Here is a 26,509-nt window from a genome sequence, read left to right on the forward strand (position 1 = left end):
ATGACGGCGAGGCAACGTGGCAGGTTCGGATTCAACGATTGTAATGGCCCCCCCTGGCACATCGAGGTGTGTCGATTCTCTGGTGCATTCCGCGGCACCCGGACTAGTTCCCATGTCCGACCTACTCGTTCGGGCGTGTCGCGGGCACCGTGTTGTCGGCGGACCGCTGCTGTGGTTCGCCCGTGACCTAGCGGTACTACACGAACGTCGGCTGGTCGGCCGCGGCGGCTCGGTGGACACCACCCCGGCGGTGATCCGCGAAATCGAGCGCCGCAGAGCCGAACTGGTCATGGCGATCGACGACTGGGTGCTGCGCAGCGTGCCGCAGCATCGGTTCGGCGCGACCCTGCACACCGAGACGGTGGGCGCGGTGATCGACCGCCTGGCGGAGTCGTCGGTGCGTGCGCACCACGCGTTGATGACCCTGGACGCGCACGACGAGCTGCTGCACAGCGCCTGGCATCGTCTCGCCGAACTCGCCGACGCCTACGACGATCTGGTGCGCGACGTCATGGCGGGCAGACGGCGACTGCCCGAGTGGTGAGTCGGTAGCTCGGCACTTCACGCTCTCGGCGTGCCGAGTCACCGGTTTTTTGCTCAACCGAATTTTCCTGATATCGAGCGTCTTTCGACGTCTGGCGGGCGGTGCTGTTTCGAGCGACCTGCAAGCAGTCGCTAGCGGTGCTGTTTCGAGCGATCTGCAAGCAGTCGCTAGCGGTGCTGTTTCGAGCGACCTGCAAGCAGTCGCTGGTGATTGGCCCGGCAGGCGTCAAGGACGATAGCGGCGGTGATCGGTGGCGAAGTCGTCCGCGACGGTCGCGGCCAGCTCCACGTAGGCCCGCTTGGTCTGCTTGTTCAGCTGGTGCAGGTCGATCTCGGCGCCCACCGACATGTGCGGGTCGAACGGGATGATGTGCACGGCCCGGCAGCGAGACAGGAAGTACTCCCGTAGCTGCTGGATGCCCACGTTCGGCGACCCCGACCGCGGCGAGTTGATCACCACCACCGCGTTGCGCACCAGGTGGTCGTGCCCGTGCAGCGACAACCAGTCCAAAGTCGCTGCGGCACTGCGCGCCCCGTCGATCGCGGGTGAGGAGATCAGCACCAGCGAGTGGGCCAGATCGAGCACGCCCGACATCGCCGAGTGCATCAATCCGGTGCCACAGTCGGTGAGGATGATGTTGTAGAACCGCTGCAGGATTCGCGCGACCGCGCGGTACTCCTCCTCGCTGAACGCTTCCGACGCGGCCGGATCGCGTTCGCTGGCAAGCACTTCCAACCGGCTGGTGGACTGCGAGGTGTGCCTACGAACATCCGAGTACCGCTGAATCGACGGGTCGAGCAGCAGATCGCGCACGGTGGACCTGGTCTGCAGCGGCACCCGCTGCGACAGCGTGCCGAAGTCCGGGTTGGCGTCCACCGCGATCACCCGATCGCCCCGGATGGACGCGAAGATAGAGCCGATACCCATTGTCGTGGTGGTTTTTCCGACGCCACCCTTGAGCGAGAGCACCGCGATCCGGTAGTCACCGCGCACCGGCTGCCGGATCCGTGCGACCAGCTCCTGCAGCCTGCGTTCCTCGGCGGACATGCCGGGATTGATAGCACCGCCGGAGACGTGGTGCACGGCCTTGCGCCAGCCGCTTCCCGGCGGCCGCTTGACCTGCCGCCGCGGGACATTGTCCAGAAAAGGCTGCTGGTACTGCGCACTCGGCTGGTAGTTCGGCTGCTGGGCGTGCGGCTGTGCGTATCCCGGCGGATTGCCCCGCTGCGAGCCGTCTGTCTGTGGAGCGGGTTGTGCGTACCCCTGAGGCTCGGGCTGGTACTGCTCGCCGGTCGCTCCGGGGTACGGCGCTGCCCGGCCGGATTCCTCCTGCGCACGGGAGTCGCCCTGCCCGGCGGTGTTGCGCAACTGCGCGGCGGGTTCGCCGACTGGCGCTGGTCCGTTGACCGGTGCCGGTCCGCCGACGAATTGGGCCGGTTGGCCGGTGGATTCGGCCGGACCCGTGTTCGGGTATTCGGCGGGGCCGTGCGGGCCGATCCGCCCGCCGCCCGGCGTTTGGTCGCCCGCGAACTGCGGTGCGTGTCCGGGGTGTTCGCGGCCGGAGATGTTCGGAGCGTGCGGCTCCGAGGCGTAGTCCGCGTCCTTACGAGCCGGGTCGGTGTGCGGCTGGGGTACCTGCTGCTGGTCGAAGTTCGGCGGCTGTTCTCCTGGCGTCTGGGGACCAGGCCGCTGGTCGATCTCCTCGGCGGGCAGTCGGTGTCGTCCCTTTGCGACGGGCCGTGCCGAGGCTGCGTTGGACGCTGTCGAAGAGGTCCAGCCCGAGGCCGCGATATCCGGTTGGATGCGAGGGGGATTCGCCGATCCGGTCCCACCTGACTGCCAGGACTCGGCGTTCGGCTGCGCCGCGGCTTCGGGCGCCGCCCCGTGCTCGGGGCTCGGCGCAGCAAGCCACCACGGTGGCGGACCGCCGGAACCCGCCGCGGCAGGACCGCCGGTGGCTGCGGAGGGGGGCCCCGTCGGTGCGGTGGCCTGGCCGGTCGGCGGTGTCGAAGGGCGCTCGCCGACCGGGGACACCGCAGGGGGGTCGCTGATGGGCGGCGTCACCGAACTATCTGCTTGCGTCGGTGTCCGGTCCTCCCCGCCGAACGGCGGGGTAGACCAGTCACCGGACGGCGCGGGCTGATTCTCGGGCACCGGCACAGCGGGACGGCTGTCGGTAGGCGGGGTAATACGGTCCGCACCCATAGCCGGGCGGTCGCCGGTTTGCCACGTCGTCGAACTGGGGCGCTGGCTTTCCTGCGGTTCGGAACGACTTGGGCCCATCGGCGGACCCGCCGGATGAACAGCCCCGGGAGGTGTCCCGGGGCTTGTGGTCGGCGTCGCGGGGCGGTCGCCTACCGGAGGTGTCGCATGGGTCGGCCCCATCGGCGGAACCGCCGGATCTGGACCTTGGGGCGGCATCGCTCTGTCCGCACCAGTCGGCAGCACGAACGGGTCTTCTCCCACAGGCGGTGCGACGGAGTGCCCGCCGATCGGAGATATGGGCCGTTCGCCGGGGGGCGTGGTCGGCCACTGGTTCGGCCGCCCCGCGGCAAGCGGTTCCTCGTTCGAATGGTCGCCGCTCGGCCGGGCAGGGGGCCATTCGCCGTGCTGTGTGCCGGCCGGACGTTCACCCGTCGCGGCCGACGGGCCGCCGTCGTGCGTCGACGGTCCCGTGCTCTCGCCGTCCAGGACCTGGCCGGGCTGCTCACCGAGTGCTTGCTGTGGCGAGTCAGGAAGGGGCGGTGGCGGCGGCAGATCCGGCCTGCGGGTCTGGTGTGGCGCAGAGCGGCCATTCGGGGCCTGCGGCTCGGCGGCCCTGCTGCCCAGCGGCTGGAATCCTGCGGAGGGCTGCGAGGGGTTGCGGGTCGGCAGCCCGTGCTGTGCACCGCCGATCTGCTGGGGCCCGCCCTCCCAGGAAAAGTTCTGCGGCGGCGCCTGCTCGGGTACAGGTTGCTGCCACGAGCCGTGCTGTGGCTGGTCCCGCGGCGGCGCTTCCGGTCCGGGCTGGTGGGCGCGGCCCTGATCGTTCGGACGCTGTTCCTCGCCGGGATGTCCGTCCTGCTTGTCGCGGCGCCAGCCTTTGCGGCGCTTCTCCGGACGGTCGGCTTCCGGTGCCCGATTCTTGAACCGCCCGCGTCTGCGGTTGGAGGTTTCCTCGATGAGGTCGTCGTGCGGAAGGTTCTGTACCGGCGCTTCGTAGCCGACCTGTGTGACTTCGCTCTCGGACAGCCACGGCGGCAGCATGGGGAGGCCGTCGTCGTTACGGCTCACGGCTGCACCTCGCTAGCGCTCGGCTCCGCCGTAGCCAGAGGCGCTGTGCCTGTGGTTCGCTCGCTACGCTCACTCACAACTGCACCTCGCTAGCGCTCGGCTCCGCCGTAGCCAGAGGCGCTGTGCCTGTGGTTCGCTCGCTACGCTCACTCACAACTGCACCTCGCTAGCGCTCGGCTCCGCGTGGTTTGGGACGCTGTCCCTGTGGCTCGCTCGTTACGCTCGCTCACGCGTCCCCCTTGATCTGCTCGACCCGATTACCTGGACAGCGGTCAGTTTACGCGACAACGTGATGCCGCCGCGGCGTCGGACCCGACGCTCACCAGGCGTGGGAAGGTGGCTACGAAACGCCTGACGAAGCGGGTATACAGGGAGGCATTTTTGCCCGATCCGGGGCAGGTCGGTAAGCTGGACCGGCGGTGCACCTACGCGCCGACTGTTTGCGTGCGTCCGGTTGTGCCAACGATCGGTCCATGCAAACAGAAACAAGGCAAACAAACCAGGTTGAGCGTAACCGGGATCGCGGAGGACATGGCGAAGAAAGACGGGGCCATCGAGGTCGAGGGTCGAGTTGTCGAGCCGCTGCCCAATGCGATGTTCCGGATCGAGCTCGAGAACGGACACAAAGTTCTCGCGCACATCAGCGGGAAGATGCGGCAGCACTACATTCGTATCCTCCCCGAGGACCGTGTGGTCGTCGAGCTCTCGCCCTACGACCTGTCGCGTGGCCGGATCGTGTACCGCTACAAGTGATCGCGCTCGGCGTGGTCGGGTCGGTGCGAGTCGGCCGTGTCCTGGTACGGGCCGGGGCCGAGTCGAAAGACTCACAACAGAGACTTCCCCAGTCGCCGACTGGGGAAAACCTGTGTTCACACCCGTGTGAACCACAACAGATTGGACGGACGTGAAGGTTCAGCCGAGCGTCAAGAAGATCTGCGAGAAGTGCAAGGTGATCCGCCGTCATGGCCGGGTCATGGTGATCTGCGACAACCTGCGCCACAAGCAGCGCCAGGGCTGAGCGGAAGCGGGGGAGACCTCGCTCCACCGCGCCGGAGGCTTGCCGACGGCGTCGCTCGACGCAGCACCAGCCAAGCACCGAACCGCAGTTCGGATTGGCAAAGAAGAACTCCCAGCACCAGCCGCACGCTGCGGAAATCCGGGTTCGCCCGGGGCGTGTGCGCCTACCACCGGTTCGGAGGCCGGTGCCCCATAAGACGAGGGGACGGACAGGGAGCAGACCTCCGCGACACTAAGGAACTGCCATATGGCACGTCTCATGGGCGTTGATCTCCCGCGCGAAAAGCGCATGGAGATCGCGCTGACCTACATCTACGGCATCGGCCGTACCCGCTCCAAGGAGATCCTCGAGGCCACCGGCGTCAGCCCGGACCTGCGTTCGAAGGACCTCAGCGACGAGCAGGTCACGCAGCTGCGTGACTACATCGAGGGTTCGGCCCTCAAGGTCGAGGGTGATCTGCGCCGTGAGGTGCAGGCCGACATCCGTCGCAAGATCGAGATCGGCTGCTACCAGGGTCTGCGCCACCGTCGTGGCCTGCCCGTGCGTGGCCAGCGCACCAAGACCAATGCGCGCACCCGCAAGGGCCCGAAGCGCACCGTCGCCGGTAAGAAGAAGTAGGGATAACCGATGCCTCCGAAGTCAAGGGCCTCCGGCCCCAAGAAGACCCAGAAGTCGCGTCGCCGGGAAAAGAAGAACGTCCCGCACGGCCACGCGCATATCAAGAGCACGTTCAACAACACGATCGTGTCGATCACCGACCCGAACGGCAACGTCATCTCCTGGGCGTCGTCGGGTCACGTCGGCTTCAAGGGTTCGCGCAAGTCGACCCCGTTCGCCGCGCAGCTCGCCGCCGAGAACGCTGCCCGCAAGGCGCAGGAGAACGGCGTCAAGAAGGTCGACGTGTTCGTGAAAGGCCCTGGCTCGGGCCGCGAGACCGCGATCCGCTCGCTGCAGGCCGCCGGCCTCGAAGTGGGCACAATCTCCGATGTCACCCCGCAGCCGCACAACGGCTGCCGTCCGCCCAAGCGGCGTCGCGTCTAGCGGGAAAGGAATAGCGAAAAATGGCTCGTTATACAGGCCCCATCACCCGCAAGTCGCGTCGTCTGCGCGTCGACCTCGTCGGCGGCGACCAGGCGTTCGAGCGTCGCCCCTACCCGCCCGGCCAGCACGGCCGCGCGCGGATCAAGGAGAGCGAGTACCTGCTCCAGCTCCAGGAGAAGCAGAAGGCTCGCTTCTCCTACGGCGTCATGGAGAAGCAGTTCCGCCGGTACTACGAAGAGGCCAACCGCCTCAAGGGCAAGACCGGTGACAACCTGCTTCGTCTGCTCGAGACCCGGCTCGACAACGTCGTGTACCGCGCCGGCCTGGCGCGTACCCGTCGGCAGGCTCGCCAGCTGGTCAGCCACGGACACTTCGTGGTGAACAACCGCAAGGTCGATGTTCCCAGCTTCAAGGTCTCCCAGTACGACATCATCGATGTCAAGGAGAAGTCGCTCGGCACGCTGCCGTTCCAGGTCGCGCGCGAGACGGTTGGCGACCGCCCGGTTCCTGGCTGGTTGCAGGTAATCCCGGGTCGCCTGCGGATCCTGGTCCACCAGGAGCCGGAGCGCGCTCAGATCGATGTGCCACTGCAGGAACAGCTGATCGTCGAGTACTACTCGAAGTAATCAGCGGTGCGTGATCGTCATCGCTAGCGACTGCTTGCAGGTCGCTCGAAACGGCACTGCTAGCGACTGCTTGCAGTTCGCTCGAAACGGCGATCACGCACAACCCCTAAGACGAGGCGTCAAATAGCGGGCGCCCAAACAGGAGGATGATCCACATGCTGATTTCACAGCGTCCGACGCTGACCGAAGAGGTCGTCGCCGAGAACCGCTCAAAGTTCACCATCGAACCGCTCGAGCCGGGCTTCGGTTACACCCTCGGCAACTCGCTGCGCCGTACCCTGCTGTCCTCGATTCCGGGGGCCGCGGTGACGAGTATTCGTATCGACGGCGTCCTGCACGAGTTCACCACCGTTCCCGGCGTAAAGGAGGATGTCACCGACATCATCCTGAACCTCAAGGGTCTGGTCGTGTCCTCGGAGGAGGACGAGCCGGTGACGATGTACGTGCGCAAGCAGGGCCCAGGAACCGTCACCGCCGGTGACATCGTTCCGCCGAGCGGCGTCGTCGTGCACAACCCCGACATGCACATCGCGACCCTGAACGACAAGGGCAAGCTGGAGATCGAGCTCGTCGTCGAGCGCGGTCGCGGCTACGTCCCCGCCGTACAGAACAAGGCGTCCGGCGCGGAAATCGGCCGGATTCCGGTGGATTCGATCTACTCGCCGGTGCTCAAGGTGACCTACAAGGTCGAGGCCACCCGTGTTGAGCAGCGCACCGACTTCGACCGGCTCATCCTGGACGTGGAGACCAAGAACTCCATCAGCGCACGGGACGCGCTCGCCTCGGCGGGCAAGACCCTGGTCGAGCTCTTCGGCCTGGCCCGCGAGCTGAACGTCGAAGCGGAAGGCATCGAGATCGGCCCCTCGCCGGCCGAGGCGGACCACATCGCCTCGTTCGGTCTGCCGATCGAGGACTTGGACCTCACCGTCCGGTCCTACAACTGCCTCAAGCGTGAGGGTGTGCACACCGTGGGCGAGCTGGTCGCCCGCACCGAGTCGGACCTGCTGGACATCCGCAACTTCGGCCAGAAGTCCATCGACGAGGTCAAGGTCAAGCTGCACGCGCTCGGCCTCTCGCTGAAGGACAGCCCGGCGTCGTTCGACCCGTCCAGCGTGGTGGGCTACGACGCGAGCACCGGGACGTGGAGCGACAACGGCACATTCAGTGACACCGACGGTGGCGAGCAGGACTACGCCGAGACCGAACAGCTCTAGGCCGTCGGGGTTGGCGCCCCGGACCGGCCGAAACCCGGCGCGAGCGACGGGCCCGTAGGCGGAAGCGGAGCGTAACCACGAAGGGCCCCGGGAGCGCCGGCAAAATACACCCGGCGCGAGCGACGGGCCCGTAGGCGGTAGCGGAGCGTGACCACGGAGGGCCCTGGGAGCGCCGGAATACAACAAGGAGAACCACAATGCCCAAGCCCAAGAAGGGTGCCCGCTTCGGCGGGTCGGCGTCGCACCAGAAGGCGATCTTCGCCAATCTGGCCACGGCGCTCTTCGAGCACGGCCGGATTACCACCACCGAGGCCAAAGCCAAGGCCGTGCGCCCGTACGCGGAGAAGCTGATCACCAGGGCGAAGGGCGGCACCCTTGCCGACCGTCGCGAGGTGCTCAAGGTCATCCGCAACAAGGACGTCGTGCACGACCTCTTCGCGGAGATCGGCCCGTCGTTCGAGGGGCGCGCGGGTGGCTACACCCGCATCACCAAGACCCTGCCCCGCAAGGGTGACAACGCGCCGATGGCGATCATCGAGCTGGTCCGGGAGAAGACCGTGACCAACGAGGCCGATCGCGCCCGCCGCGTTGCCGCATCGCAGAAGGTCGAGGAGGCCCCGGCCGCCGAGGTCGTCGAGGAGAAGGCCGACGAGGCCGTCGCCGAGACCGCCGAAGCTCCGTCTGTCGACGGGGCCGCCGAGTACAAGAAGGACGCCTGACGCCTCGCGTCGCAGTTCTCGAACGAGCCCGCCGCCCGCACTGGGTCGGCGGGCTTGTTCGTTTCGACTAGGAGACCGTGTGACCGTGGAGGATTCGGTGGGATCGACGTCGGCCGAGCCGCGACCCGTTGCGGCGCGGGCACCCGAGAGCGGCGCGGCCGATGCACCGGGGGTGCGTGTCCGGCTCGATATCGCTTACGACGGCACCGATTTCCTCGGCTGGGCGCGTCAGCCGGGACTGCGAACCGTGCAGGGGGTGCTGGAGGAGTCGCTGAGCAAGGTGTTCCGTGAGCCGATCCAGCTGACCGTGGCGGGGCGCACGGACGCAGGCGTGCACGCCGAGGAACAGGTAGCGCATTTCGACACGACCGCCGAGCTGGACGCGGGCAAGTTGGTGCATCGGATGGCGCGGTTCCTGCCGAAGGACGTGCGGATCAAGGATGCACGACTCGCACCGCCGGATTTCGATGCGAGGTTCTCCGCGATCCGCCGCCACTACGCCTATCGGTTGACCACTGCCCCATACGGCGCCGAGCCGTTACATGCGCGCAGCGTGGTCGCCTGCCGGACCGACGTCGACGTCGAGGACATGCGTGCGGCTTCGCGAAAGCTGTTGGGGCTGCACAATTTCGCCGCGTTCTGTCGCAGGAGGGAGGGCGCGACCACCGTCCGCGAGCTGCAGCGCTTCGACTGGGTGCGGGACGGTGACTTGCTGACCGCCTACGTCAGCGCGGACGCGTTCTGCTGGTCCATGGTTCGGAGCCTGGTCGGCGCGGTGCTCGCGGTCGGGGAGGGCCGCCGCACTCCGGAGTGGGTCGGGGAGCTGCTGCACGAGACCGAGCGTTCCAGCGCGGTCACCGTCGCACCTGCGCACGGCCTGAGCCTCATCGGCGTCGATTATCCCGCTGACGGGGAACTCGCCGCCCGCAATGCGCAGACGCGCGAGATGCGGTCCGTCCCGGTCCGGGACGGGAGATGTTGCGGCGACTGAGGCGTTACGCGAGCAAAGTATTCGGACACAAGGTTTCCCCGCACCCGCGGAGAGGTGCGGGGAAACGAGGCGGTCACTTCGACGACTGCCCTGATTGCGCTTCGATCGTCTTCGGCTGGGACCCACCGGAAATTTCGATGCGGCGCGGCTTCGCCCGTTCCGCGATGGGGATCGTCACCGACAGCACGCCATTGTTGTAGGTCGCGCTGATCTTGTCGGCATCGACGTTGTCGCCGAGGGACAGCTGACGCATAAAAGTGCCCGCGAAGCGTTCCGAGGCGATCCACTGGACGCCTTCCTCGCTGGGTACGGTGCGCTGCGCGCGCAGAGTGAGGTTGCCGTTGTCGACACTGACGTCGATCGTGCCCGGGTCGACACCTGGCAGGTCGGCGTTCAGAACGTAGTGATCTCCCGCTTTGAACAGATCCATCGGCATGAATCTCGGTGCGCGAGCGGTCCCGGCGGTTTCACCGAGCAGCTGGCGAGCGACGGTATCGATGTCATGGAATGGATCGAATCTCAGCACACCAATCACCTCCATTTCCTAGTGGTGACGCCTGCCACGGCGGCGGGCGCCGATAGCTGTGCACCTGCAACGTTACCCTCCATGTGCGTTGGCTATCGACCTATCAGGTCCAAATGCCCTGTTGACGACGGGCATGGAATAGCCGTATGCGCGCCTGTGTTGGCTCGGGACATGGCATTCGACAGTCTCGGACGGTTCGGAGTGTGGCGGGCGTACAACGGGTTCAGCCCGGAGGACGCGCGGGAGTTGGAGCAGCTGGGCTACGGCACGCTGTGGTTGGGCGCCTCACCGCCCGCGGATCTCGCTTCGGTCGAGCCGTTGTTGGAGGCGACCGAGACGATCACCGTGGCCACCAGCATCGTGAACATCTGGGCGTCGTCGGCGAAGGAGGCCGCCGAATCGTTCCACCGGATCGAGGCGCGTTTCCCCGGCCGGTTCCTGCTCGGCGTCGGCGCCGGGCACCCCGAACACACCGGTGAATACCGCAAGCCCTACGACGCGCTGGTCGAGTACCTCGACGAACTCGACGCCGCTGGTGTGCCCGTCGAGCGCCGCGCGGTGGCCGCGCTCGGCCCGCGCGTGCTGAAACTGGCCGCCGAGCGGTCCGCGGGCGCGCTGCCGTATTTCGTGCCGCCGGAGCACACCGCGCAGGCCCGCCGCACGATCGGCCCTGATGCCCTGCTGGCGACCGAGCACAAGGTCGCGCTGACCGACGATCCGAGCAAGGCGCACGCGATAGCCGATGGGACGATCGGGTTCTACCTCGGCCTGACGAACTACGTGTCGAACCTTCGCCGGTTCGGCTTCACCGACGCCGACCTCACCACTCCACCCGGCGATCGGGTGTTCGACGCCGTCGTCGCGCACGGCACGCCGGAACAGGTCGCCGCCCGATTGATCGAACACCTCGACGCGGGCGCGAACCACGTGGCCCCGCAGATCCTCGGCGACGACTACCTCGCGGCGCTGCGCATACTCGCGCCGTTGCTCGCCGAAAGGTCCTGAGCTTCCCCTCGAGCACACGAACTCGTTCGGTCCTCCGCGTCAGCCGGGGGCCGAACCCGTTTTCACACACAGGGGCTTTGCCACGATCGTCCTAAGGGACTGTTAGGAAGCGAACAGAGCCATTCCGTCGGGCCTGTGACTGCCGACACACTGATCTTCGACGACGCGATGAGGCGTCGGAGTGAGGAGATCTTGTGACTACGACACAGCCAGTAGGCGAGCGCCGGGTGGTCGCGAACGTTCTGCGCGGATCCATCGGCAACCTCGTCGAGTGGTACGACTGGTACGTTTACGCCGCATTCAGCGTGTACTTCGCGAAGACGTTCTTCCCCAAGGATGATCCGACGGCGCAGCTGTTGTCCACCGCCGCCGTGTTCGCCGTCGGCTTCCTGATGCGTCCGATCGGTGGCTGGGCGCTGGGCCGGTACGCGGACAGGTTCGGTCGTCGCTCGGCGCTGACCCTGTCGGTGACCGTAATGGCCGCGGGCTCGTTGATGATCGCGGTGACGCCTGGATATCAGACAATCGGCCTGGCCGCGCCCGCCTTACTGCTTGTGGCCCGGCTGCTGCAAGGTCTCTCGGTCGGCGGTGAGTACGCCACCAGCGCGACCTATCTGTCCGAGGTGGCCTCTGCGGGCAAGCGCGGGTTCTACTCCAGCTTCCAGTACGTGACCCTGGTCGCTGGCCAGCTCGTCGCGCTCGGGGTGCAGATCGTGCTGCAGCAGTTCCTCGACACCGCCCAGATGAACAACTGGGGTTGGCGGATTCCGTTCGTGATCGGCGCGGCCGGTGCGCTGATCGTGATGTGGCTGCGGCGCGGCATGGACGAGTCCGAGCAATTCCGTGCCGAATCCGCGCGGGCGAACAGCACAGCCGAAGCCGTGTCGGCCGGATCCGCGGGTGTGCAGAAGTCGCGCGGTTCGCTGCGCATCCTGTTGCAGTATCCGCGCGAATGTCTGCTGGTTATCGGGCTGACGCTGGGTGGAACCGTCGCTTTCTACACGTACACGACCTACATGCAGAAGTTCATGATCAACACCTCTGGCATCTCCAAGTCGACCGTCGCGTGGATCAACTTCGTCGCGCTGCTGGTCTTCGTCGTGCTGCAGCCGCTGGCCGGCGCGCTGTCGGATCGGGTCGGCAGGCGCAAATTGCTGATCTTCTTCGGCGTCGCGGGCACCGTGCTGACCGTGCCGATCATGACCGTACTCGCGCACACCACCGATCCGGTCGCGGCATGGGCGCTGATGATGGGTGCCCTGGTGATCATCACGGGATACACCTCGATCAACGCCATCGTGAAGGCCGAGCTGTTCCCGACCAAGATCCGCGCGCTGGGTGTCGGCCTGCCGTACGCCCTGACCGTCGCCATCTTCGGCGGCACGGCGGAGACGATCGCGCTGGCGCTGAAGAAGGGCGGCCACGAGTCGCTGTATTTCTGGTACGTCGCGGGATGCATCGCCGTCTCGCTGGTCACCTACTACTTCATGCGGGAGACCTCGACGGCGTCGACGATCGACGCGGCCGAGCCGACCACCGACGCCGATACCGGGTCCGACGTCGCGGCGGCCGAGCCGGGACGACCGTTCGTCACCGTGCGTGACTGACCGCCCGGCACACGCGCCGATCCACCCGCTATGGGAGGATCGGCGCGTGCGGCTTGCGGTGGTCGAGGACGACGACGGCGTGGGAGACGCGCTGGTAGAGGCGCTCAACGCCCGTGGTTACCGCGCCGAACGCCTGCGCCGCGGGGCGGATCTGCTGATCGCCCACCGCGACTACGACGCGGTGATCCTCGACCTCGGACTGCCCGACGGTGACGGCCTGCAGGTGCTACGCCGACTGCGCGAGGTGAGCACGGCGCCGGTGCTGATCCTGACCGCGCGCAGCGACGAACGCTCCATCGTGCGCGGCCTGCGCGGCGGCGCCGACGACTACCTGGTGAAGCCGCCGCGGATCGCGGAGCTGGTGGCGCGGCTGGAGACGGTGACCCGGCGCGCGGCCGCCGCGGCGCAGCAGGCGCAGTCGGTGGTGGTCACCGGTGACGTGCGGGTCGACCTCGGCGCCCGCGTGGTCGAGGTGGCCGGCGCGCCGGTGACGTTGACGCAGAAGGAATTCGAGTTGGTCGAGGCGTTGGTGGAACGGCCGGGCGCCGCCGTGAGCCGCCAGCAGCTGATGGACCGGATCTGGGGCGATGCTTTCGTCGCGGTGTCGCGCTCGCTGGACGTGCACATGACCGGCTTGCGAGCCAAGCTGAATCGGCCGGGCCTCATCACCACCATTCGCGGCTACGGATATCGGTGGGGGCAGTGAGCGCGATGCCCGCCCCCGGGCGGGCCGGAGGTGTGCGATGCGGCGTCGCCTGCTGGTCGCGCTGACGGTTTTCGCGGCCATCGCGGTGCTGGCGTTCGCGGTTCCGCTGTCGCTGACCATCGCGACCAGCCGCACCCAGCAGCTGGTACTGGCGCGCTCCGGGGATGCTGACCGGTTCGCGAACCTCGCCGACGACGCCGTCACCGCGGGGGACAGCCGCGCGCTGGCCGACGAGGTGAGCCGCTATCACGAGCTGTACGGCGAGAACGTGCTCGTGGTCGATGCCAGGGGCACCCCGGCGGTGAACGCGGGCGCTGACGTGACCGATCCCGGGGTCGTCGCGGCGGTGGCGGCCGCACGCCGCAACCAGCGTCCGCACGCGGTGGACAAGCTGACGCCGTGGGGCGCGCCGACCATGCTCGTCGCGCGGCCCGTCGGCACCGGCGTGCAGGTGAACGGTGCCGTCGTGATCGAGGCGTCCACAGCCCGAGCCCGCGCCGACATCGGACGGGCCTGGGTGGTGATCGTGGTCGGTGGCGTGGTGGCCATGACGTTGTTCATGCTGCTGGCGGTCACGCTCAGCCGCTGGGTGTTGCGGCCGCTCGCGGCGCTGTCGCACGCGGTCGAGGAGCTGACCGCGGCGCTGCCTAAGCCGCGCGCGGACACCGTCGCTCCGGTATCGATCGCGGGTCGCCACGGCGGGCCGCCGGAGATGCGGGCGCTTGCCGGATCGTTCGACGCCATGGCTTTCGCCGTCGCCGATTCCGCGGACGCGCAACGCCAGCTCGTCGCCGACACCGCACACGCGATGCGTAATCCGCTGGCCGCCTTGACAATTCGACTCGACTCCTTGGAGCCCGCGATTCCGGAGAGTGCCGCGAGCACCTTCCGCGGCGCGGGCGCCGAGGTAGACCGCCTGACCGCGCTGCTCGACGGCCTGCTCAGTCTCGCTGTCGCCGAGACGCCCGCCGCGTTCGACGCCGTGCGAAGCGCCGCCGACGACAGGTACTGTGATGCCGTGCAAGTGGTCGCCGACCGCTTCGACGCCTGGTGCTCGGCATTCGCGGCGGCCGACCAGGAACTGCGCGTCGCGCCGTCGCCCGCGCATGCCGACGTCGCGGTCGCCGCTGACGTGCTCGCCCAGATTCTCGATGTCCCGCTGAGCAATTCGTCGCGCTACGCGGGTCGCGGCGCACACACCGAGCTGGCCGTCGCGACGGAGCCCGGCTGGGTAGCGGTGACCGTTCGCGACGACGGCGCGGGGGTACGGCCCGGCGAGATCGACAAGTTGACCACCCGTTTCTTCCGCGGCTCGTCGGCACCGGCCGGCGGCTCCGGGCTCGGCCTGCCGATCGCCGCGGCGCTGACGCAGGCGCGCGGCGGCACCCTCACGGTCGAAGCGATCCATCCGCATGGCCTCGCGATCGGTGTCCGACTGCCCGCGGCGGTGGACCGATGACGCGGCGCGAACCGGGTGGCGTCGGTCGGCGCGGATTCCTCGCCCTCGCTGTCGCGGCCGGAATCGCGGGGTGCGGTCCGCGCGGCGCAGGGGCCACGGTGCGGCTGGCCTCCGGCGAGGTCGGCGGCTTCTATCACGCGTTCGCGGGGTTGCTCGGTGCCGCAGCGGCGAAGGACGGGGATGTGCGGATCGAACGGGTCACCACGGCGGGTTCTCAGGCCAATCTGACGCTGCTCGCGCGCGGCGAGGTGGATGCCGCACTCGCGCTCTCGGACTCGGTGCGGGACGGCGCCGACCGGGTGGCCCACCCGTCGCCCGACCACCACCCCTCATCGAGTCACTACGCGACGCTGTCGGCCCTGGGGCGGGTGTACGAGAACTACCTGCAACTGGTCGTGCGTTCAGATAGTTCGGTCGGTGCGGTCGCGGATCTGCGTGGGGCGCGGGTGAGTCTAGGGGCGGAAGGGTCCGGTGCGGCGCTGACCGGTGAGCGGATCCTGCGGGTCGCGGGGTTGGATCCCGCCGTCGATGTGGCGATTTCGCATCGGTCGTTGCCTGAGGCGGTAGCCGCGTTGGGCGATGGTGACGCGGACGCGTTGCTGTGGGCGGGCGGTGTGCCGACGGCGTTGCTCGAGGTGCCGAGCCGGATGCGGCTGGTGGACATGGGCGAACTGGCCGCGCCGATGCGGGAGCGGTTCGGGCCGGTATACGACCGGGTGGCGATCCCCGCCGACGCCTACCCCGGTGGCGTCGCGGTGCACACGATCGGGGTGGCGAACCTCCTGCTCGCCGCCGCCGTCATGCCGAACGAGGTGGCCGCCTCGATTGTGGAGCTCCTGGTGTGGCAGGCGGATTCACTGGTGCCCACCGAGGCGGCCGGCGCCCAGTTCCTCGACGGTCGCTCGCTGATCAGCACCGGTTCCATCCCGCTGCATCCCGGCGCGGCCGAGGTCTATCGCCGCTGGCACGGCTGATCGGCGTCCTGTTCCTGGCACCGGCGATGTGCGGGCGTGACCGGTCAGGAACGGACCAGGCGGGCGATGGCGTCGGTGGCTTCTTTGAGCTTGGCTTCGGCCTGGGGGCCGCCCGCGACCGCCGCGTCCACCACGCAGTGGCTGATGTGGTCCTCGAGCAGGCCCATCGCGACCGCTTGCAGGGCCTTGGTCATGGCGGACACCTGGGTCAGGATGTCGATGCAGTACTTTTCTTCCTCCACCATCCGCTGCAGACCGCGCGCCTGACCCTCGATGCGGCGTAGCCGCTTGAGGTAGTCGTCCTTGGCGGTGATGTAGCCGTGCGGCGCGTGATCGTTGGGGGTGGCTGCCACCGGTGTCTCCTCGCTGCCTGCCGGTCTGCGGGTGGACCGGATCAATACCCCCCTAGGGTACATCCGTCGGGGTGAATTGTCAGGTCAGCGCCCCGCACGCCGGGTCGCCCCAGGCCGACGCGCGCACCCGGCACGCCCTATTGCACGTCGAACGATTCCTCCGGTGATCATGCCTGACGCCGCGCAGGCGCGGTCGCGCCGCCCCGCGATGCGGCGGCCGAGGCGAGACGGGACAATTGCGATATGAGTTCGCACTCTCGGCCTGCGCTCGCCGTCATCGGCGGTAGTGGTTTCTACGATTTCTTCGACAACGAGGCAACGACCGTCGAGGTCGAGACCCCGTACGGGTCGCCGAGCGCGGCCATCGCGGTCGGCGAGGTGGAGGGCAGGCCGGTGGCCTTCCTGCCCAGGCACGGCAAGAACCATGAGTACGCACCGCACACCCTGCCGTACCGGGCCAACCTGTGGGCACTGCGCGCGCTCGGTGTGCGGCGGATCTTCGCGCCGTGCGCGGTCGGCAGCCTGCGCGCGGACTGGGGCCCCGGCACCATCGCGGTACCGGACCAGCTGGTCGACCGGACCTTCGGCCGTCCGCAGACCTACTTCGATGGCGGCGGCATCCACGTCTCGTTCGCGGACCCGTACTGCGACGAACTGCGTGCCGCCGCCATCAAGGCCGAGACCGACGCGCTGCCGATGATGCACTCGGGCACCATGGTGGTGGTCGAGGGACCGCGCTTCTCCACGCGCGCCGAGAGCCGATGGTTTGCCACGCAGGGCTGGGAGCTGGTGAACATGACCGGCCATCCCGAAGCCGTGCTCGCCCGCGAACTCGAAATGTGCTATGCGGCAGTCGCTTTGGTGACCGATCTGGATGCGGGGCTGGAGGAGGGCGGTGGCGTGCACGCTGTCGACGTCTTCGCCGAGTTCAAGCGAAATCTCGCGCCGTTCAAGGAACTCATCCGCCGAGCGGTGGGCGCGATCGACGGCACCGACACCTGTGAGCGGTGTCGTGTGCACGCGGGAGTATCGCTGCCGTTCGAACTACCGTGACCCGAAATGTGGGGGTCACTCAGGCCGTTTCACTTGAACGCGTCGGCGTGCGCCGTCGCCCACTGCGCGAAAGTGCTCGGTGGCCGTCCGATCACCTGCTCGACGGTGGAGTAGAGCGTCGCCTCGTCCAGCGTGCCGTCGGCGAAGAAGCCGAGGAAGGCGTCGACGTACTCCTGCGGCATGGTGGCTACCAACTCGGCCTTCGTCTCCTCGTTGCTGAGCGCGTGCGCGACGAGCGGGCGGTCGAGCACGGCGGCGAGCACCGCGATCTGGTCGGCGGGCAGCAGCGCCTGCGGACCGGTCAGCTCGAGGACCTGCCCGTCCAGCCCGCCGTCGGTGAGCGCCGTCGCCGCGACCGCCGCGATATCGGCGGGATCGATCGCCCCGACCCGGACGTCGGGGAACTGCACGCGGACGACGTCGCCGACCGCGAGCTGGGGCAGCCAGCGCAGCGAGTTCGACATGAACGACCTGGGCCGCAGAAATGTCCAGGCCAGCTCGGATGCGCGCACCGCGCGCTCGGACAGCGTCATGTAGCGGGACACGGCATTGTTCAGGTCCTGCAGTGCGGCCGAGCCGCCCGAGAGCAGCGCGACCCGTTGCACCCCGGCCTTTTTCGCCCGTTTCAGCAGGTCGGGAAGGTCGTTGTAGCCGGAGAGCAAGAACATGCCGTGCACGCCGTCGAGCGCCTCGCTCAGTGTCTCCGGCCGGTTCAGATCACCGGTGACCGCCTCGACGCCGGATGGCAGGGTGGCCTTCGCCTGGTCACGCACCAGCGCCCGCACCGGCACACCTTGCTTGCTCAGCGTCCGCACCAGTTCGGCACCGATATTGCCGGTGGCTCCTGCGACCAGGATCATTTCGTCTCCTCCCGTGACCTGCACTGTGCGTGTCGTGCCGAACATAGCGACATGCAGCGCGTTCAGGTAAGAATTCGCCCACCGACGGCGGGAAGTCGCGTTATGGCCGGGCCCGTCGCGTCATGATGAGCGCGGTGCTGGCGCGGGCCGCGGCGTAGGCCTCGCTCAGGCAGGCGGCGAGCGCGTCGCGGTCGGCCGGTCCCGGTCGCAGCGTCCATTCCTCCAATGCGCAGTGGAAGGCGGCGATCATGATGTCGAGTGCGAGTCGTGGTCGCAGGTCGTGGGGATCGAGCTCGAAGACCTCGCCGAGCGTCGACAGCGCGGCACGCGTGGTGCGATCGCAGAATTCCAGACCGTGCGCGTTCATCGACGGCACCCGGGCGGCAAGTCGGCGGCTGCGCAGCGCGCGGTCGGCCCACCCGTCCGCCGGCATGCGGTCAAGGGCGGTGCGCAGGGTGTCGTGGAGTAGGTCGATCAGCGGCCGGTCCCGGCCGGGCGCCGGGGTCTCCAACTCGGTGAGAAAGGCTGCCCACAGGTCCTGCGTCGGTGCCATCGCGACGTCTTCCTTGCTCGTGAAATAGCGGAAGAACGTGCGTTTGGAGATCTCTACCGCTGCGCATAGCTCGTCGAGGGTGGTCGCCTCGAAACCCTTCTCGGTGAACCAGTCCAGCGCGGTGTCGATCAGTGCCTGACGGGTGCGCAGCTTCTTGCGGTCCCGCAGGGACAACTCGTCAGGAAATGCCATGCTCATGTTCCCACCGTACCTTGGCGGCTAATGCCACTGGTAGTAATGTGCCACTGGGTAGCAGTTAGTAGAAAGTGGGAGATCATGCGTGCCTTGCTCGTCGACCGTTCCGTGCCCGGTGGCTTGCGCCTGGGGGCGGTGGCAGATCCGGAACCCGCGCCGCACCAGGCGCTGATCCGGGTGACCGCGACCTCGCTCAACCACGGCGAGGTGGCGTTCGGGGTTGCGAACACGCCGGAGGGCACGGTGCTCGGCTGGGACGCCGCAGGCGTCGTCGAGCGCGCCGCGGCGGACGGATCAGGTCCGGCCGCAGGCACGCCGGTGGTCACGCTGGCGCCCGACGGCGGGTGGGCCGAATTGCGCGCCGTCGACACCGATCTGATCGGTCGCGCACCCGATGGCACCGACCTCGGCGCCATCGCGACCATCCCCGTCGCCGGCGGCAGCGCGCTGCGGGCACTGCACCGGATCGGACCGATACTCGGCAAGCGGATACTCGTGACCGGTGCGACCGGCGGCGTCGGGCGGTACGCGGTGCAGCTCGCGCATCAGGGTGGTGCGTCCGTGGTCGCCGCGACCGGCGACCCGGACGCGCACGGCCCGAGCCTGAGTGCGCTCGGCGCGGACGAAATCGTGGCGGAGCCACGCGGTCTCACCGGCGTCGTGGACGGCGTCGTGGACCTGGTCGGCGGCGGGCAGCTGGTGGACGCCTATGAGCGGCTGGCCGAAGGCGGCACCCTGGTGGCCGTCGGCCACGCGTCCGGTGACGGCGAGAACTTCCCCTACGGCGCGTTTTTCGGCGATCAAGGCAGACACAACCGGTCGATCGTGACATTCTTCCTGCTCGGCTGTCGCAACCTGGCGCCGGACCTCACCTGGCTGGCCGACGCGATCGCCGTCGGGCGGGTCGACGCACAAATCTCCTGGCGTGGGTCGTGGAACGACGCGGCCACCGCTGTTGACGCGCTGCGGGAACGGCGATTGCACGGCAAGGCCGTCCTCGACATCGACTGAGCGAGAACGAGGCACCGCCGCGATCGTCGGGTCAGGGGCGGTATCGGTCGGCCTGCCCACCGCAGCGGCGTCAGCTTCGCCATGGTCGCGCTTTCGAACAGAGTGTATCGGCCGCCACTGCTTTTCGGCCCTGCCCTTCCGACCTTCGGCGGGCCGAACAATCGCGGCGGTCCGTGGCTGAGTCCGTGTGCGGCGGGCGAAACACAGGAGGTTAGGCTCGCGCGGTGGATACCCCGTTGCGACTAGAGGTCATCGTGGCCAGCGTGCGTCCGAAGAGGTTCGCGCCGGTGGTCGCCGACTGGTTTCTGCGTACAGTGCGTGCGCACCCCGAATTCGACACAGGCGTCATCGATCTCGCGTACACCCCGCTGCCGGTCGACCTCACCGAGACCGAAGAGACCGCGGCCTACCGTGCGCGGCTGGCCGCGGCCGACGCCTTCGTCACCGTCACCTCCGAGTACAACCACGGTTACCCGGCATCGCTGAAGACCGCATTCGACACCGCCAAACACGAATGGCGGGCCAAGCCCATCGCTTTCGTCTCCTACGGGGGCCTCTCCGGTGGCTTGCGTGCGGTGGAGCAGCTGCGGCAGGTGGTCGCCGAGATCCACATGGTCTCGGTCCGCGAGACGGTCAGCTTCCATCAGGCCCCAAAGCAATTCGACGACACGGGTGACACCAGGGATGGCGCCGCGATCGACGCCGCAGAACGCTTGCTGCGCCAGTTGGCGTGGTGGGCACGCACATTGCGGGCCGCCCGCAACGCCGACCCGTACCCGACTCAGCCCGTATCTCCCAAAATCGCTGGCCCCGATACGGGCGTGGATGACGTGGGAGAAACGCACTAGTCGAGTCGCTGGTTGGTGTCGTGGACACGGAGTTCGGCAAAGGCCTCGGACAGCTGGCCGTGCACCTGTAGCCGTTCGGCGATCGAGCGGCGCAGTCGGACCGGGAGATCCGGGGCGTATTGCGACAGATAGGCGAACAGCCACTCTCGGTTGCTGACCAAAAACGGGAAGTCTGATTTCATCATCTTCCGGACCACCAACATTGGCATGGGCGAGTCCAAGGGGTAAAAATCCTTGTTCCACAACCCGGTTTGCCGGCATCCCGGATAGAACTGGCCAAGCATGAGTCCGCGCTCGACGAACTGTGACTTGCGGGCGGACTGCACCGCATCTATCGGGCGGCAGTCGGTCAGGTCCGGAAATATCGTCACCACAGTGTGCAGCGGAGTGTCGGTTTCGGTGTCGATCAGATCGGTGTAGATGTCCATGGCGTCATCGACCATGTCCTGCATGGCATCCACGGTCGGCTCGGGGTCGCCGGGTATGAAGGCGGTCCAGATGGTGTGTCCCTTGACAGCCTGCTTGACGAATGGGCATACCGCGCCGGTGCGGCCGAGATTCTGGTTGGGGCGGATCAGATAGTCGTCGATCCACCGGATGAGAACTGCAACATCGGGAAAACGGTGGGCGCATTCGCCGGGGTCGTCGAACAGGCTGACCCAGTTGACCCCCGACCGCTGTCCGGTACGGGACCGTGCATTCATGATGGCAGCCGGGGAGCTGTCACTTGCAGTCGCGTTACTCGACATGGATTCTCCGCATCTTGATTCCCGATACTGTTGCCGCCACCCCGGCGACCAGTGAAAACAGCACAATCACGAGCCAGAAAAGGGAGGGATTGTGCAGGACGCCGAAGGCGCCGATGCCCGGTCCCGTTGCGAAACCGATCGCCTGCGCAGCCGATAGATACCCTTGGAAACGCGGGTTTTCGGAGCCGGATGAAATATCCGCAACGGATGCATTCACCAGTGGGACGAAAACAGCTTCACCAATGGAAAAAATAACGAATCCGACAATGCAAACGGTCCAGTCGGTCCCGACGCCACATAGGGTTAGCCCCGCGCCGTTGATGAAAACTCCCAGCCCGAAGGAGTAATTCCATCTGACTTTGGCTACCAAGAAACTGAGCGGAAGTTCCAGAAAGATTATGACAGCCGGATTGATCAGAAACAATACGGTATATAGTCGGTCGCCCTGGTTCAATCGCTGAACGGATAGTGGAATGCTGCTCAGGCTTGTGGCATGAATAAGCATCGCGATTCCGAATACGACGACAACGGCCCAGAGTCGTACTCGACGATAGGTATCGTACGACCGGTCTTTCTCGGGTGTCGAGTTCGACTTGCTACTCGGCTCGAGTTCGGTGGACTCGGTCACCCTGGTTATTCGAGACCGTTCACTCGACAATATGACTGCTGTCGCCAAAGAGAATGTCGACGACAGGAAGAAAAGCTGTGGGAAATTGCCGGTGCCGATAATTCCGGTAACGGCAGGGACGACTGTTGTTCCGACGTTGAAAAATATTCGATAAAAGGCGAATGCCGTTACCGTGCTGCCTGCATACGTCGACTCTGTCACGATGGTCGCGGCCGGACCGGTGAATGATTGCGTCACCGCTACGCTCAGCGAGGCGAGGACGATGGTCACCGTGGGTTTCGTCGACGCGAGTCCGAGCAAGAGCAACAGTGGTGTGTTGAGGCCGGAACCGACGATCAGAACATTCACCGGCCCGAACCGTGCCGCGGACCAGCCGCCGGCAAGCGAGCCGAGCACACCGGAAACCCCTACCGCGAACAGTGCCAGTGATATCGCTGATGCACTAAGATCCATCGATTTGTAAAAGACTGCAGAAAAGAGCGCCAGGAACCCTGCCGTGCGATTGAGGAATGCGGCGACGGAAACAATCCATATTTCGGCGGGAAGCGATCTCGAACTCGCCTTGTTGTCGACTGCCGTTGCGGTCATCGGCCGTCCCGCATTTCTTTGTTCAGAACCGCCGACGCCTGGGCCGACATATACGCTCCCGATTTGTCTTTGCTCAACCAGAGGGAGCTGAAGGAAAATATTGTTATCGTTGAAGCAGGAAGGGAAAGTATGAGAACGCGAACAAGCTATTGTCGACGTTCGCGCAGCATCGAGCGCGGATGGGCCGCGATGCTCGGGAAGTTAGATGCTCGGGGAGCTATGAAAAGCGTTCCCGGTCGATGTCGAACACTCCTCGTCTCGCTTTACCTTACGGATTGTAACCAACAATGACGATAACGATCGGATGTAGGTCTGTCAATGCTTCGGCCGATTCTTGTCTACGGCACCTTTTCTTCGGTCCGGCTTCGCAGGATGTCGATGAACAGGGAACGCACCTGTTCGATGTCCTTCTCGATGAGAACGACGGACAGGGTGGTGCGGTGGACTCTTAGGTGGCAGTACGCCGGCTCGAGCCAGTAGTTCGCGACCATCGCGTAAGGGCGCTATATCCACAGTTGCTAAGCAGTTCGAAAGTACCTAAGCAGTTCGAAAATAGGTCGAGTCAGGCGGTGATGGAGGTCCGACTCGGGTCGGCGAAGAATCCGCGCACCGTGGCGGGCAGTTTCCGCGGTCGCCGCAGGGCGTTGGTGGCCTTCTTCTTCAGGTCCTTCTTGCTGGTGACGCCGATCTTGCCGATGCGGTCGTGTTTGACGTTCTTCTATTGGTTCGCCATGGCACGACGGCTGCGCGGCTGCCCGATGTAGGTGGCTTCGCGCGGGATAGACACCAGCGTCAGGTCGACCTGGGCCGTGCCGGTGCGCAAGACGACGTGGTTGCCGATCGCGCCGGGCTGGTGGATGGCCAGGTCGGGACCGGTGGCGGGCCAGCCCATCGGGTCGCCCGTCAGGTAGATGGTGGTGACGCCCGCGTGCGGGGCGGGCGCCAGCACCCCGTCGACCACCGTCGCGGTGAATCCCGCATCGGATTGGTGGGTTTCGACGGCGATGGTCATCCGCTCCGGGTTGCTTATCGTGGTGACCAGGTTCTCCCATGCCTGCGCCCGGTCGGTGCGGATCAGGATCCGCTCGCCGACCGCGAGCGCGCGGAACACCAGCTGCTGTGCCAAGTACAACTCACCGGCGACATACACCGTCGAGATGCCCGCGCCCACGATGCGGACCGCGACGCCCTGTCCTTCCTCGTCCGAGCCGATCAGCTGGCCGCAGCCGGAGGAGGGCAGGTGCAGTGCGTCGATAACGTCGATCGGGTACTCGATCATCGGGACGGTGTCGTCCAGGCCTGGGACGGCGATCGGCAGATGGGCGAGCAGTCCGTCGCGGTGCCGTCCGTTCATCGAGACCATGCCCGCCAGCTCGGTCGGTTCCGGCAGCTCGCGTGCGGTCAATCGCCATGCGGCGCCGATGCTTACCGACTCGGCCGAGTTGCCGGGGCGCAGCCGCACCGCCACCGTGGTGTTGCGCGACGGGGCCACCCACAGCTGGGCGAGCAGGTCGGAGTCGAGATGCTTCGGGTCGACCGCGCTGCCGATGTTCACGCTGTTGCCGATCTCCGCGTAGCGCCAACGATGTTCGAGCGTGCGCGGAGCGAAGTCGCCGGTGATCTGCAGGACCGCTTTACGGATCTCGGGCGCGGTCAGGATGCGGGCATTGCAATCGGCGTCCTCGAGCGTGCGCATGATGCGCTGGGTGGCGATATTGACGGCGCGCGAGGCGCCTTCGGCTCCGCCACCGCGCCGCGCCGCGGCCTCTGGACAGGCCACCGCGTCGAAACTGATCGCGAGCCACACCGTGCGGTGCGCGGTGGCGGGCAGCGGGCCGAGCAGCGATTCGTAGATCTGACCCGCGGGTGTGCCGGAGCGGCTGCGATGCCCGTGGCTGATGATGTCGATGCCGCTGAGCAGGATGTCGTGCTGGTTCAGGCAATTCGCCAGTTCCGGCAGCGGAAGCAGGTGCGAGGCGTGCACCGTGGTGCGGGCGATCCTGGTCAGCCCGCCGGGCGGGGGAAGTACCTCGACGACCGCGACCACGCGGGTACCGTCCCAGTACAGGCCGAGCGACCGTCCGTCCGCGCCGCGGAAGTCGACGGTGTCGCCGAGCTGGTAGTCCCGGCGGGTGGAATAGCGCCACCAGGTGGCGATCCAGTCCAGCAGCGTGCGTTTGCCGACCGAGACGAGCGGGATCAGCATCGCTACCACCGCCGCGCCGAGCGCGGGTAGTGCCGGAAGACCGACGAACAGCGCGATCAACCCGGTGATCAGGCCAATGATCTGTGCGATCAGCAGATTTCGCATCGAGACGCGTCCGAGGAGTGGCTGTGGTGCCGCTCCGGCCGGTTCCGCCATCGTCGTCCCCCAAGTACACCCGGTGTCGGCCGGTTCGCAGTGGCCGAGCTGAACAAGAGTCCTCGGGAACTGTACTGTGTTCGGCGAACGCGAGCACTGTTCGGGGGAGGAATAATGGCTTCGAAACCCACCACACGCTGGCAGGTGAGCGGCTACCGCTTTCTGGTCCGGCGGATGGAGCACGCCTTGGTGCGCCGGGACGTGCGAATGCTGCACGACCCCATGCGTTCCCAGTCCCGCGCCTACGCCGTCGGGCTGGTCCTGGCCTGCGTGGTGCTCGCGGGCTGCGGCGTGCTCGCGCTGCTGCGCCCCCAGGACAAGATCGGCAACAACAAGATCCTGATCGGCAAGGATTCCGGCGCCGTCTACGTGGTGATCGACGACGTGGTGCATCCGGCGCTCAACATCGCCTCGGCCCGCCTCGCCGCGGGGGACGCGGCCAAACCCGCGATCGTGAAGGAATCGGAGCTGGGGAAGAAGGCGCGCGGTCAATTGATCGGCATCCCAGGCGCTCCCGGTTCGCTGCACTTCGACAAGGATGGCAAGGGTCGAGCCTGGACCGTATGCGACACCCTCCAGTTGGACGGCACCAACAAGGCCACCACCTCGGTGCTCATCGGCGATCTCGATCTCGGCGACAAGGCGGCGGCGATGCCGCGTGACCGGGCGATGCTGGTGCAGAGCAGGTCCGCCACCTATCTGATCTATGACAACAAGCGCGCCCGCGTCGACACCCGGACCAACGCCGTGACGGACGCTCTCGGCATTCGCGGCGCGACGCCGCGCCCGATCAGCGACGGGCTGATCAACGCGATCCCCGAGGTGCAGCCGATCGAGCCACCGCGCATCGATGATCCCGGCGCCACCCCGAGCTATCCGATCGGCGACCATAAGGTCGGCGAGGTCGTCCAGGAGACCGGCACCCAGCAGCACTACGTGGTGTTGCTGGACGTCCTGCAGCCCATTTCGCCGCTGACCGCCGCCATCATCCGCAATGCGAATCCGGGCGCGACGCGCAACCCGAAGATCGAACCGTACGAGCGCACCGCGGCCAATGTGGCCTCCAGGCTGCCGGTGCAGGACTACCCGGAGACCGCGCCGACCCTGGTTCAGGCCAAGGACCGGCGGGTCAGCTGCCTTTCCTGGAAGCCGATTACAGCGACCTCCCGTGACGCGGGCGGTGGCAACCTTGCCGAACTCGCGATCATCACCGGCGTCGACCTCCCGATGCCGAGCGACGTGCGGCTGGTGCCGCTCGCGCAGGCCGACGACAACGGACCGGCGGTCGACTCGGTGTACTTCAAGCCGGGTTCCGGCGCGTTCGTGCAGACCACCGGCATCGAGCCGGACAGCCGGCGCCGCGACAGCTTCTTCTATGTCTCCGACACCGGCGTGCGCTACGGAGTCAAGGATGTCGAGTCGGTCAAAGCGCTTGGTATGAGTTCGGATTCGGGAGTGAAACAGCCGGAACCGGCTCCATGGAACATCGTCGGCCTGCTCGCCACCGGCCCGAGCCTCGGCCGCCAGGACGCAATGGTCGCCCACGATGGAGTAGCCCCGGATCCGAACCCCGCGAAAGACCTGGTGAAAAGCCAGAATTAACTGG

The 26,509-nt window shown here is 67.0% G+C and carries 26 protein-coding genes; 18 read left to right on the forward strand and 8 right to left on the reverse strand.

The features are described from left to right. Positions 1-112: 112 nt before the first annotated feature. Entirely contained in the window at positions 113-544 is a 432-nt protein-coding gene (locus OHB12_RS29315; protein WP_327112672.1) for a DUF4254 domain-containing protein, read from the forward strand. A gap of 225 nt (positions 545-769) precedes the next feature. Here the strand turns inward: OHB12_RS29315 and OHB12_RS29320 are convergent, their stop codons facing one another. Further along, the gene (locus OHB12_RS29320; RefSeq protein WP_327112674.1) at positions 770-3,817 is read right to left on the reverse strand and encodes a MinD/ParA family ATP-binding protein; all 3,048 of its coding nucleotides are present in this window, start codon (positions 3,815-3,817) and stop codon (positions 770-772) included. A gap of 531 nt (positions 3,818-4,348) precedes the next feature. Here OHB12_RS29320 and infA point away from each other — a divergent pair. The 8 genes from infA (at position 4,349) to truA (ending at position 9,426) form a co-directional block, all read left to right on the forward strand. After that, positions 4,349-4,570, forward strand: coding sequence for a translation initiation factor IF-1 (gene infA, locus OHB12_RS29325; RefSeq protein WP_003418601.1), 222 nt, complete (start codon positions 4,349-4,351; stop codon positions 4,568-4,570). A gap of 151 nt (positions 4,571-4,721) precedes the next feature. Continuing rightward, positions 4,722-4,835, forward strand: a complete 114-nt coding sequence (gene rpmJ, locus OHB12_RS29330) for a 50S ribosomal protein L36 (RefSeq protein WP_011207363.1) — start codon at positions 4,722-4,724, stop codon at positions 4,833-4,835. 246 nt (positions 4,836-5,081) lie between these two features. Beyond that, positions 5,082-5,453 carry a 30S ribosomal protein S13 gene (rpsM, locus tag OHB12_RS29335; RefSeq protein WP_040686660.1) on the forward strand — a complete coding sequence of 124 codons (372 nt, stop codon included), beginning with the start codon at positions 5,082-5,084 and terminating at the stop codon, positions 5,451-5,453. A 9-nt stretch (positions 5,454-5,462) separates the two neighbouring features. After that, a complete protein-coding gene (gene rpsK, locus OHB12_RS29340) occupies positions 5,463-5,876 on the forward strand; it encodes a 30S ribosomal protein S11 (RefSeq protein WP_014981768.1) in 414 nt (137 codons plus the stop codon). Between the two features lie 20 nt (positions 5,877-5,896). Continuing rightward, positions 5,897-6,502 carry a 30S ribosomal protein S4 gene (gene rpsD, locus OHB12_RS29345; protein WP_327112680.1) on the forward strand — a complete coding sequence of 202 codons (606 nt, stop codon included), beginning with the start codon at positions 5,897-5,899 and terminating at the stop codon, positions 6,500-6,502. 155 nt (positions 6,503-6,657) lie between these two features. Then, positions 6,658-7,716, forward strand: coding sequence for a DNA-directed RNA polymerase subunit alpha (locus tag OHB12_RS29350; protein ID WP_327112682.1), 1,059 nt, complete (start codon positions 6,658-6,660; stop codon positions 7,714-7,716). A 197-nt stretch (positions 7,717-7,913) separates the two neighbouring features. Beyond that, a complete protein-coding gene (gene rplQ, locus OHB12_RS29355; RefSeq protein WP_327112684.1) occupies positions 7,914-8,435 on the forward strand; it encodes a 50S ribosomal protein L17 in 522 nt (173 codons plus the stop codon). A 79-nt stretch (positions 8,436-8,514) separates the two neighbouring features. Further along, positions 8,515-9,426, forward strand: coding sequence for a tRNA pseudouridine(38-40) synthase TruA (gene truA, locus OHB12_RS29360; protein ID WP_442799880.1), 912 nt, complete (start codon positions 8,515-8,517; stop codon positions 9,424-9,426). 73 nt (positions 9,427-9,499) lie between these two features. Here truA and OHB12_RS29365 read toward each other — a convergent pair whose 3' ends face one another. Next, a complete protein-coding gene (locus OHB12_RS29365) occupies positions 9,500-9,952 on the reverse strand; it encodes an Hsp20/alpha crystallin family protein (RefSeq protein WP_327121591.1) in 453 nt (150 codons plus the stop codon). Positions 9,953-10,123: 171 nt separating this feature from the next. Here OHB12_RS29365 and OHB12_RS29370 point away from each other — a divergent pair, with 171 nt between their 5' ends. The 5 genes from OHB12_RS29370 (at position 10,124) to OHB12_RS29390 (ending at position 15,703) form a co-directional block, all read left to right on the forward strand. Next, positions 10,124-10,957 (forward strand): LLM class F420-dependent oxidoreductase, encoded by an 834-nt coding sequence (locus tag OHB12_RS29370; protein WP_327112686.1) that lies wholly within the window; start codon positions 10,124-10,126, stop codon positions 10,955-10,957. 194 nt (positions 10,958-11,151) lie between these two features. Next, a complete protein-coding gene (locus OHB12_RS29375; protein WP_327112688.1) occupies positions 11,152-12,564 on the forward strand; it encodes an MFS transporter in 1,413 nt (470 codons plus the stop codon). 46 nt (positions 12,565-12,610) lie between these two features. Further along, positions 12,611-13,270 carry a response regulator transcription factor gene (locus OHB12_RS29380; protein WP_327112690.1) on the forward strand — a complete coding sequence of 220 codons (660 nt, stop codon included), beginning with the start codon at positions 12,611-12,613 and terminating at the stop codon, positions 13,268-13,270. 37 nt (positions 13,271-13,307) lie between these two features. Further along, entirely contained in the window at positions 13,308-14,729 is a 1,422-nt protein-coding gene (locus OHB12_RS29385; protein WP_327112692.1) for a sensor histidine kinase, read from the forward strand. Beyond that, positions 14,726-15,703: a TAXI family TRAP transporter solute-binding subunit gene (locus OHB12_RS29390; RefSeq protein WP_327112694.1), complete on the forward strand. Its 978-nt coding sequence runs from the start codon at positions 14,726-14,728 to the stop codon at positions 15,701-15,703. Before OHB12_RS29385 ends, OHB12_RS29390 begins: the two co-directional genes overlap by 4 nt. 44 nt (positions 15,704-15,747) lie before the next feature. Here the strand turns inward: OHB12_RS29390 and OHB12_RS29395 are convergent, their stop codons facing one another. Beyond that, entirely contained in the window at positions 15,748-16,056 is a 309-nt protein-coding gene (locus OHB12_RS29395) for a metal-sensitive transcriptional regulator (RefSeq protein ID WP_327112696.1), read from the reverse strand. 243 nt (positions 16,057-16,299) lie between these two features. On the opposite strand from OHB12_RS29395, the gene OHB12_RS29400 reads away from it, so the two are divergent. After that, entirely contained in the window at positions 16,300-17,109 is an 810-nt protein-coding gene (locus tag OHB12_RS29400; protein WP_327112697.1) for an S-methyl-5'-thioadenosine phosphorylase, read from the forward strand. Positions 17,110-17,138: 29 nt separating this feature from the next. Here the strand turns inward: OHB12_RS29400 and OHB12_RS29405 are convergent, their stop codons facing one another. Together OHB12_RS29405 and OHB12_RS29410 are read right to left on the reverse strand one after the other, a co-directional pair. Further along, positions 17,139-17,969, reverse strand: coding sequence for an NAD(P)H-binding protein (locus OHB12_RS29405; RefSeq protein ID WP_327112699.1), 831 nt, complete (start codon positions 17,967-17,969; stop codon positions 17,139-17,141). Between the two features lie 100 nt (positions 17,970-18,069). Continuing rightward, positions 18,070-18,720 carry a TetR family transcriptional regulator gene (locus OHB12_RS29410; protein WP_327112701.1) on the reverse strand — a complete coding sequence of 217 codons (651 nt, stop codon included), beginning with the start codon at positions 18,718-18,720 and terminating at the stop codon, positions 18,070-18,072. Between the two features lie 78 nt (positions 18,721-18,798). Between OHB12_RS29410 and OHB12_RS29415 the strand changes: the two genes are divergently transcribed. Next, positions 18,799-19,728 carry a zinc-binding dehydrogenase gene (locus OHB12_RS29415; protein WP_327112703.1) on the forward strand — a complete coding sequence of 310 codons (930 nt, stop codon included), beginning with the start codon at positions 18,799-18,801 and terminating at the stop codon, positions 19,726-19,728. A gap of 224 nt (positions 19,729-19,952) precedes the next feature. Continuing rightward, a complete protein-coding gene (locus OHB12_RS29420; RefSeq protein WP_327112705.1) occupies positions 19,953-20,576 on the forward strand; it encodes an NADPH-dependent FMN reductase in 624 nt (207 codons plus the stop codon). Here OHB12_RS29420 and OHB12_RS29425 read toward each other — a convergent pair. The 3 genes from OHB12_RS29425 to eccE all read right to left on the reverse strand — a co-directional run bounded on the left by OHB12_RS29425 (position 20,573) and on the right by eccE (position 24,903). Beyond that, on the reverse strand, positions 20,573-21,280 hold the full coding sequence (locus OHB12_RS29425; protein ID WP_327112707.1) for a DUF6875 domain-containing protein: 708 nt from the start codon (positions 21,278-21,280) through the stop codon (positions 20,573-20,575). The two genes, OHB12_RS29420 and OHB12_RS29425, sit on opposite strands and share 4 nt — an antisense overlap. Positions 21,281-21,314: 34 nt before the next feature. Further along, entirely contained in the window at positions 21,315-22,541 is a 1,227-nt protein-coding gene (locus tag OHB12_RS29430) for an MFS transporter (protein WP_327112709.1), read from the reverse strand. A 718-nt stretch (positions 22,542-23,259) separates the two neighbouring features. After that, positions 23,260-24,903 (reverse strand): type VII secretion protein EccE, encoded by a 1,644-nt coding sequence (gene eccE / locus OHB12_RS29435; RefSeq protein WP_327112711.1) that lies wholly within the window; start codon positions 24,901-24,903, stop codon positions 23,260-23,262. 114 nt (positions 24,904-25,017) lie between these two features. On the opposite strand from eccE, the gene eccB reads away from it, so the two are divergent. After that, on the forward strand, positions 25,018-26,505 hold the full coding sequence (gene eccB, locus OHB12_RS29440; RefSeq protein ID WP_327112713.1) for a type VII secretion protein EccB: 1,488 nt from the start codon (positions 25,018-25,020) through the stop codon (positions 26,503-26,505). Positions 26,506-26,509: the final 4 nt, after the last annotated feature.

It is taken from the genome of Nocardia sp. NBC_01730, assembly GCF_035920445.1.
Classification (GTDB): domain Bacteria; phylum Actinomycetota; class Actinomycetes; order Mycobacteriales; family Mycobacteriaceae; genus Nocardia.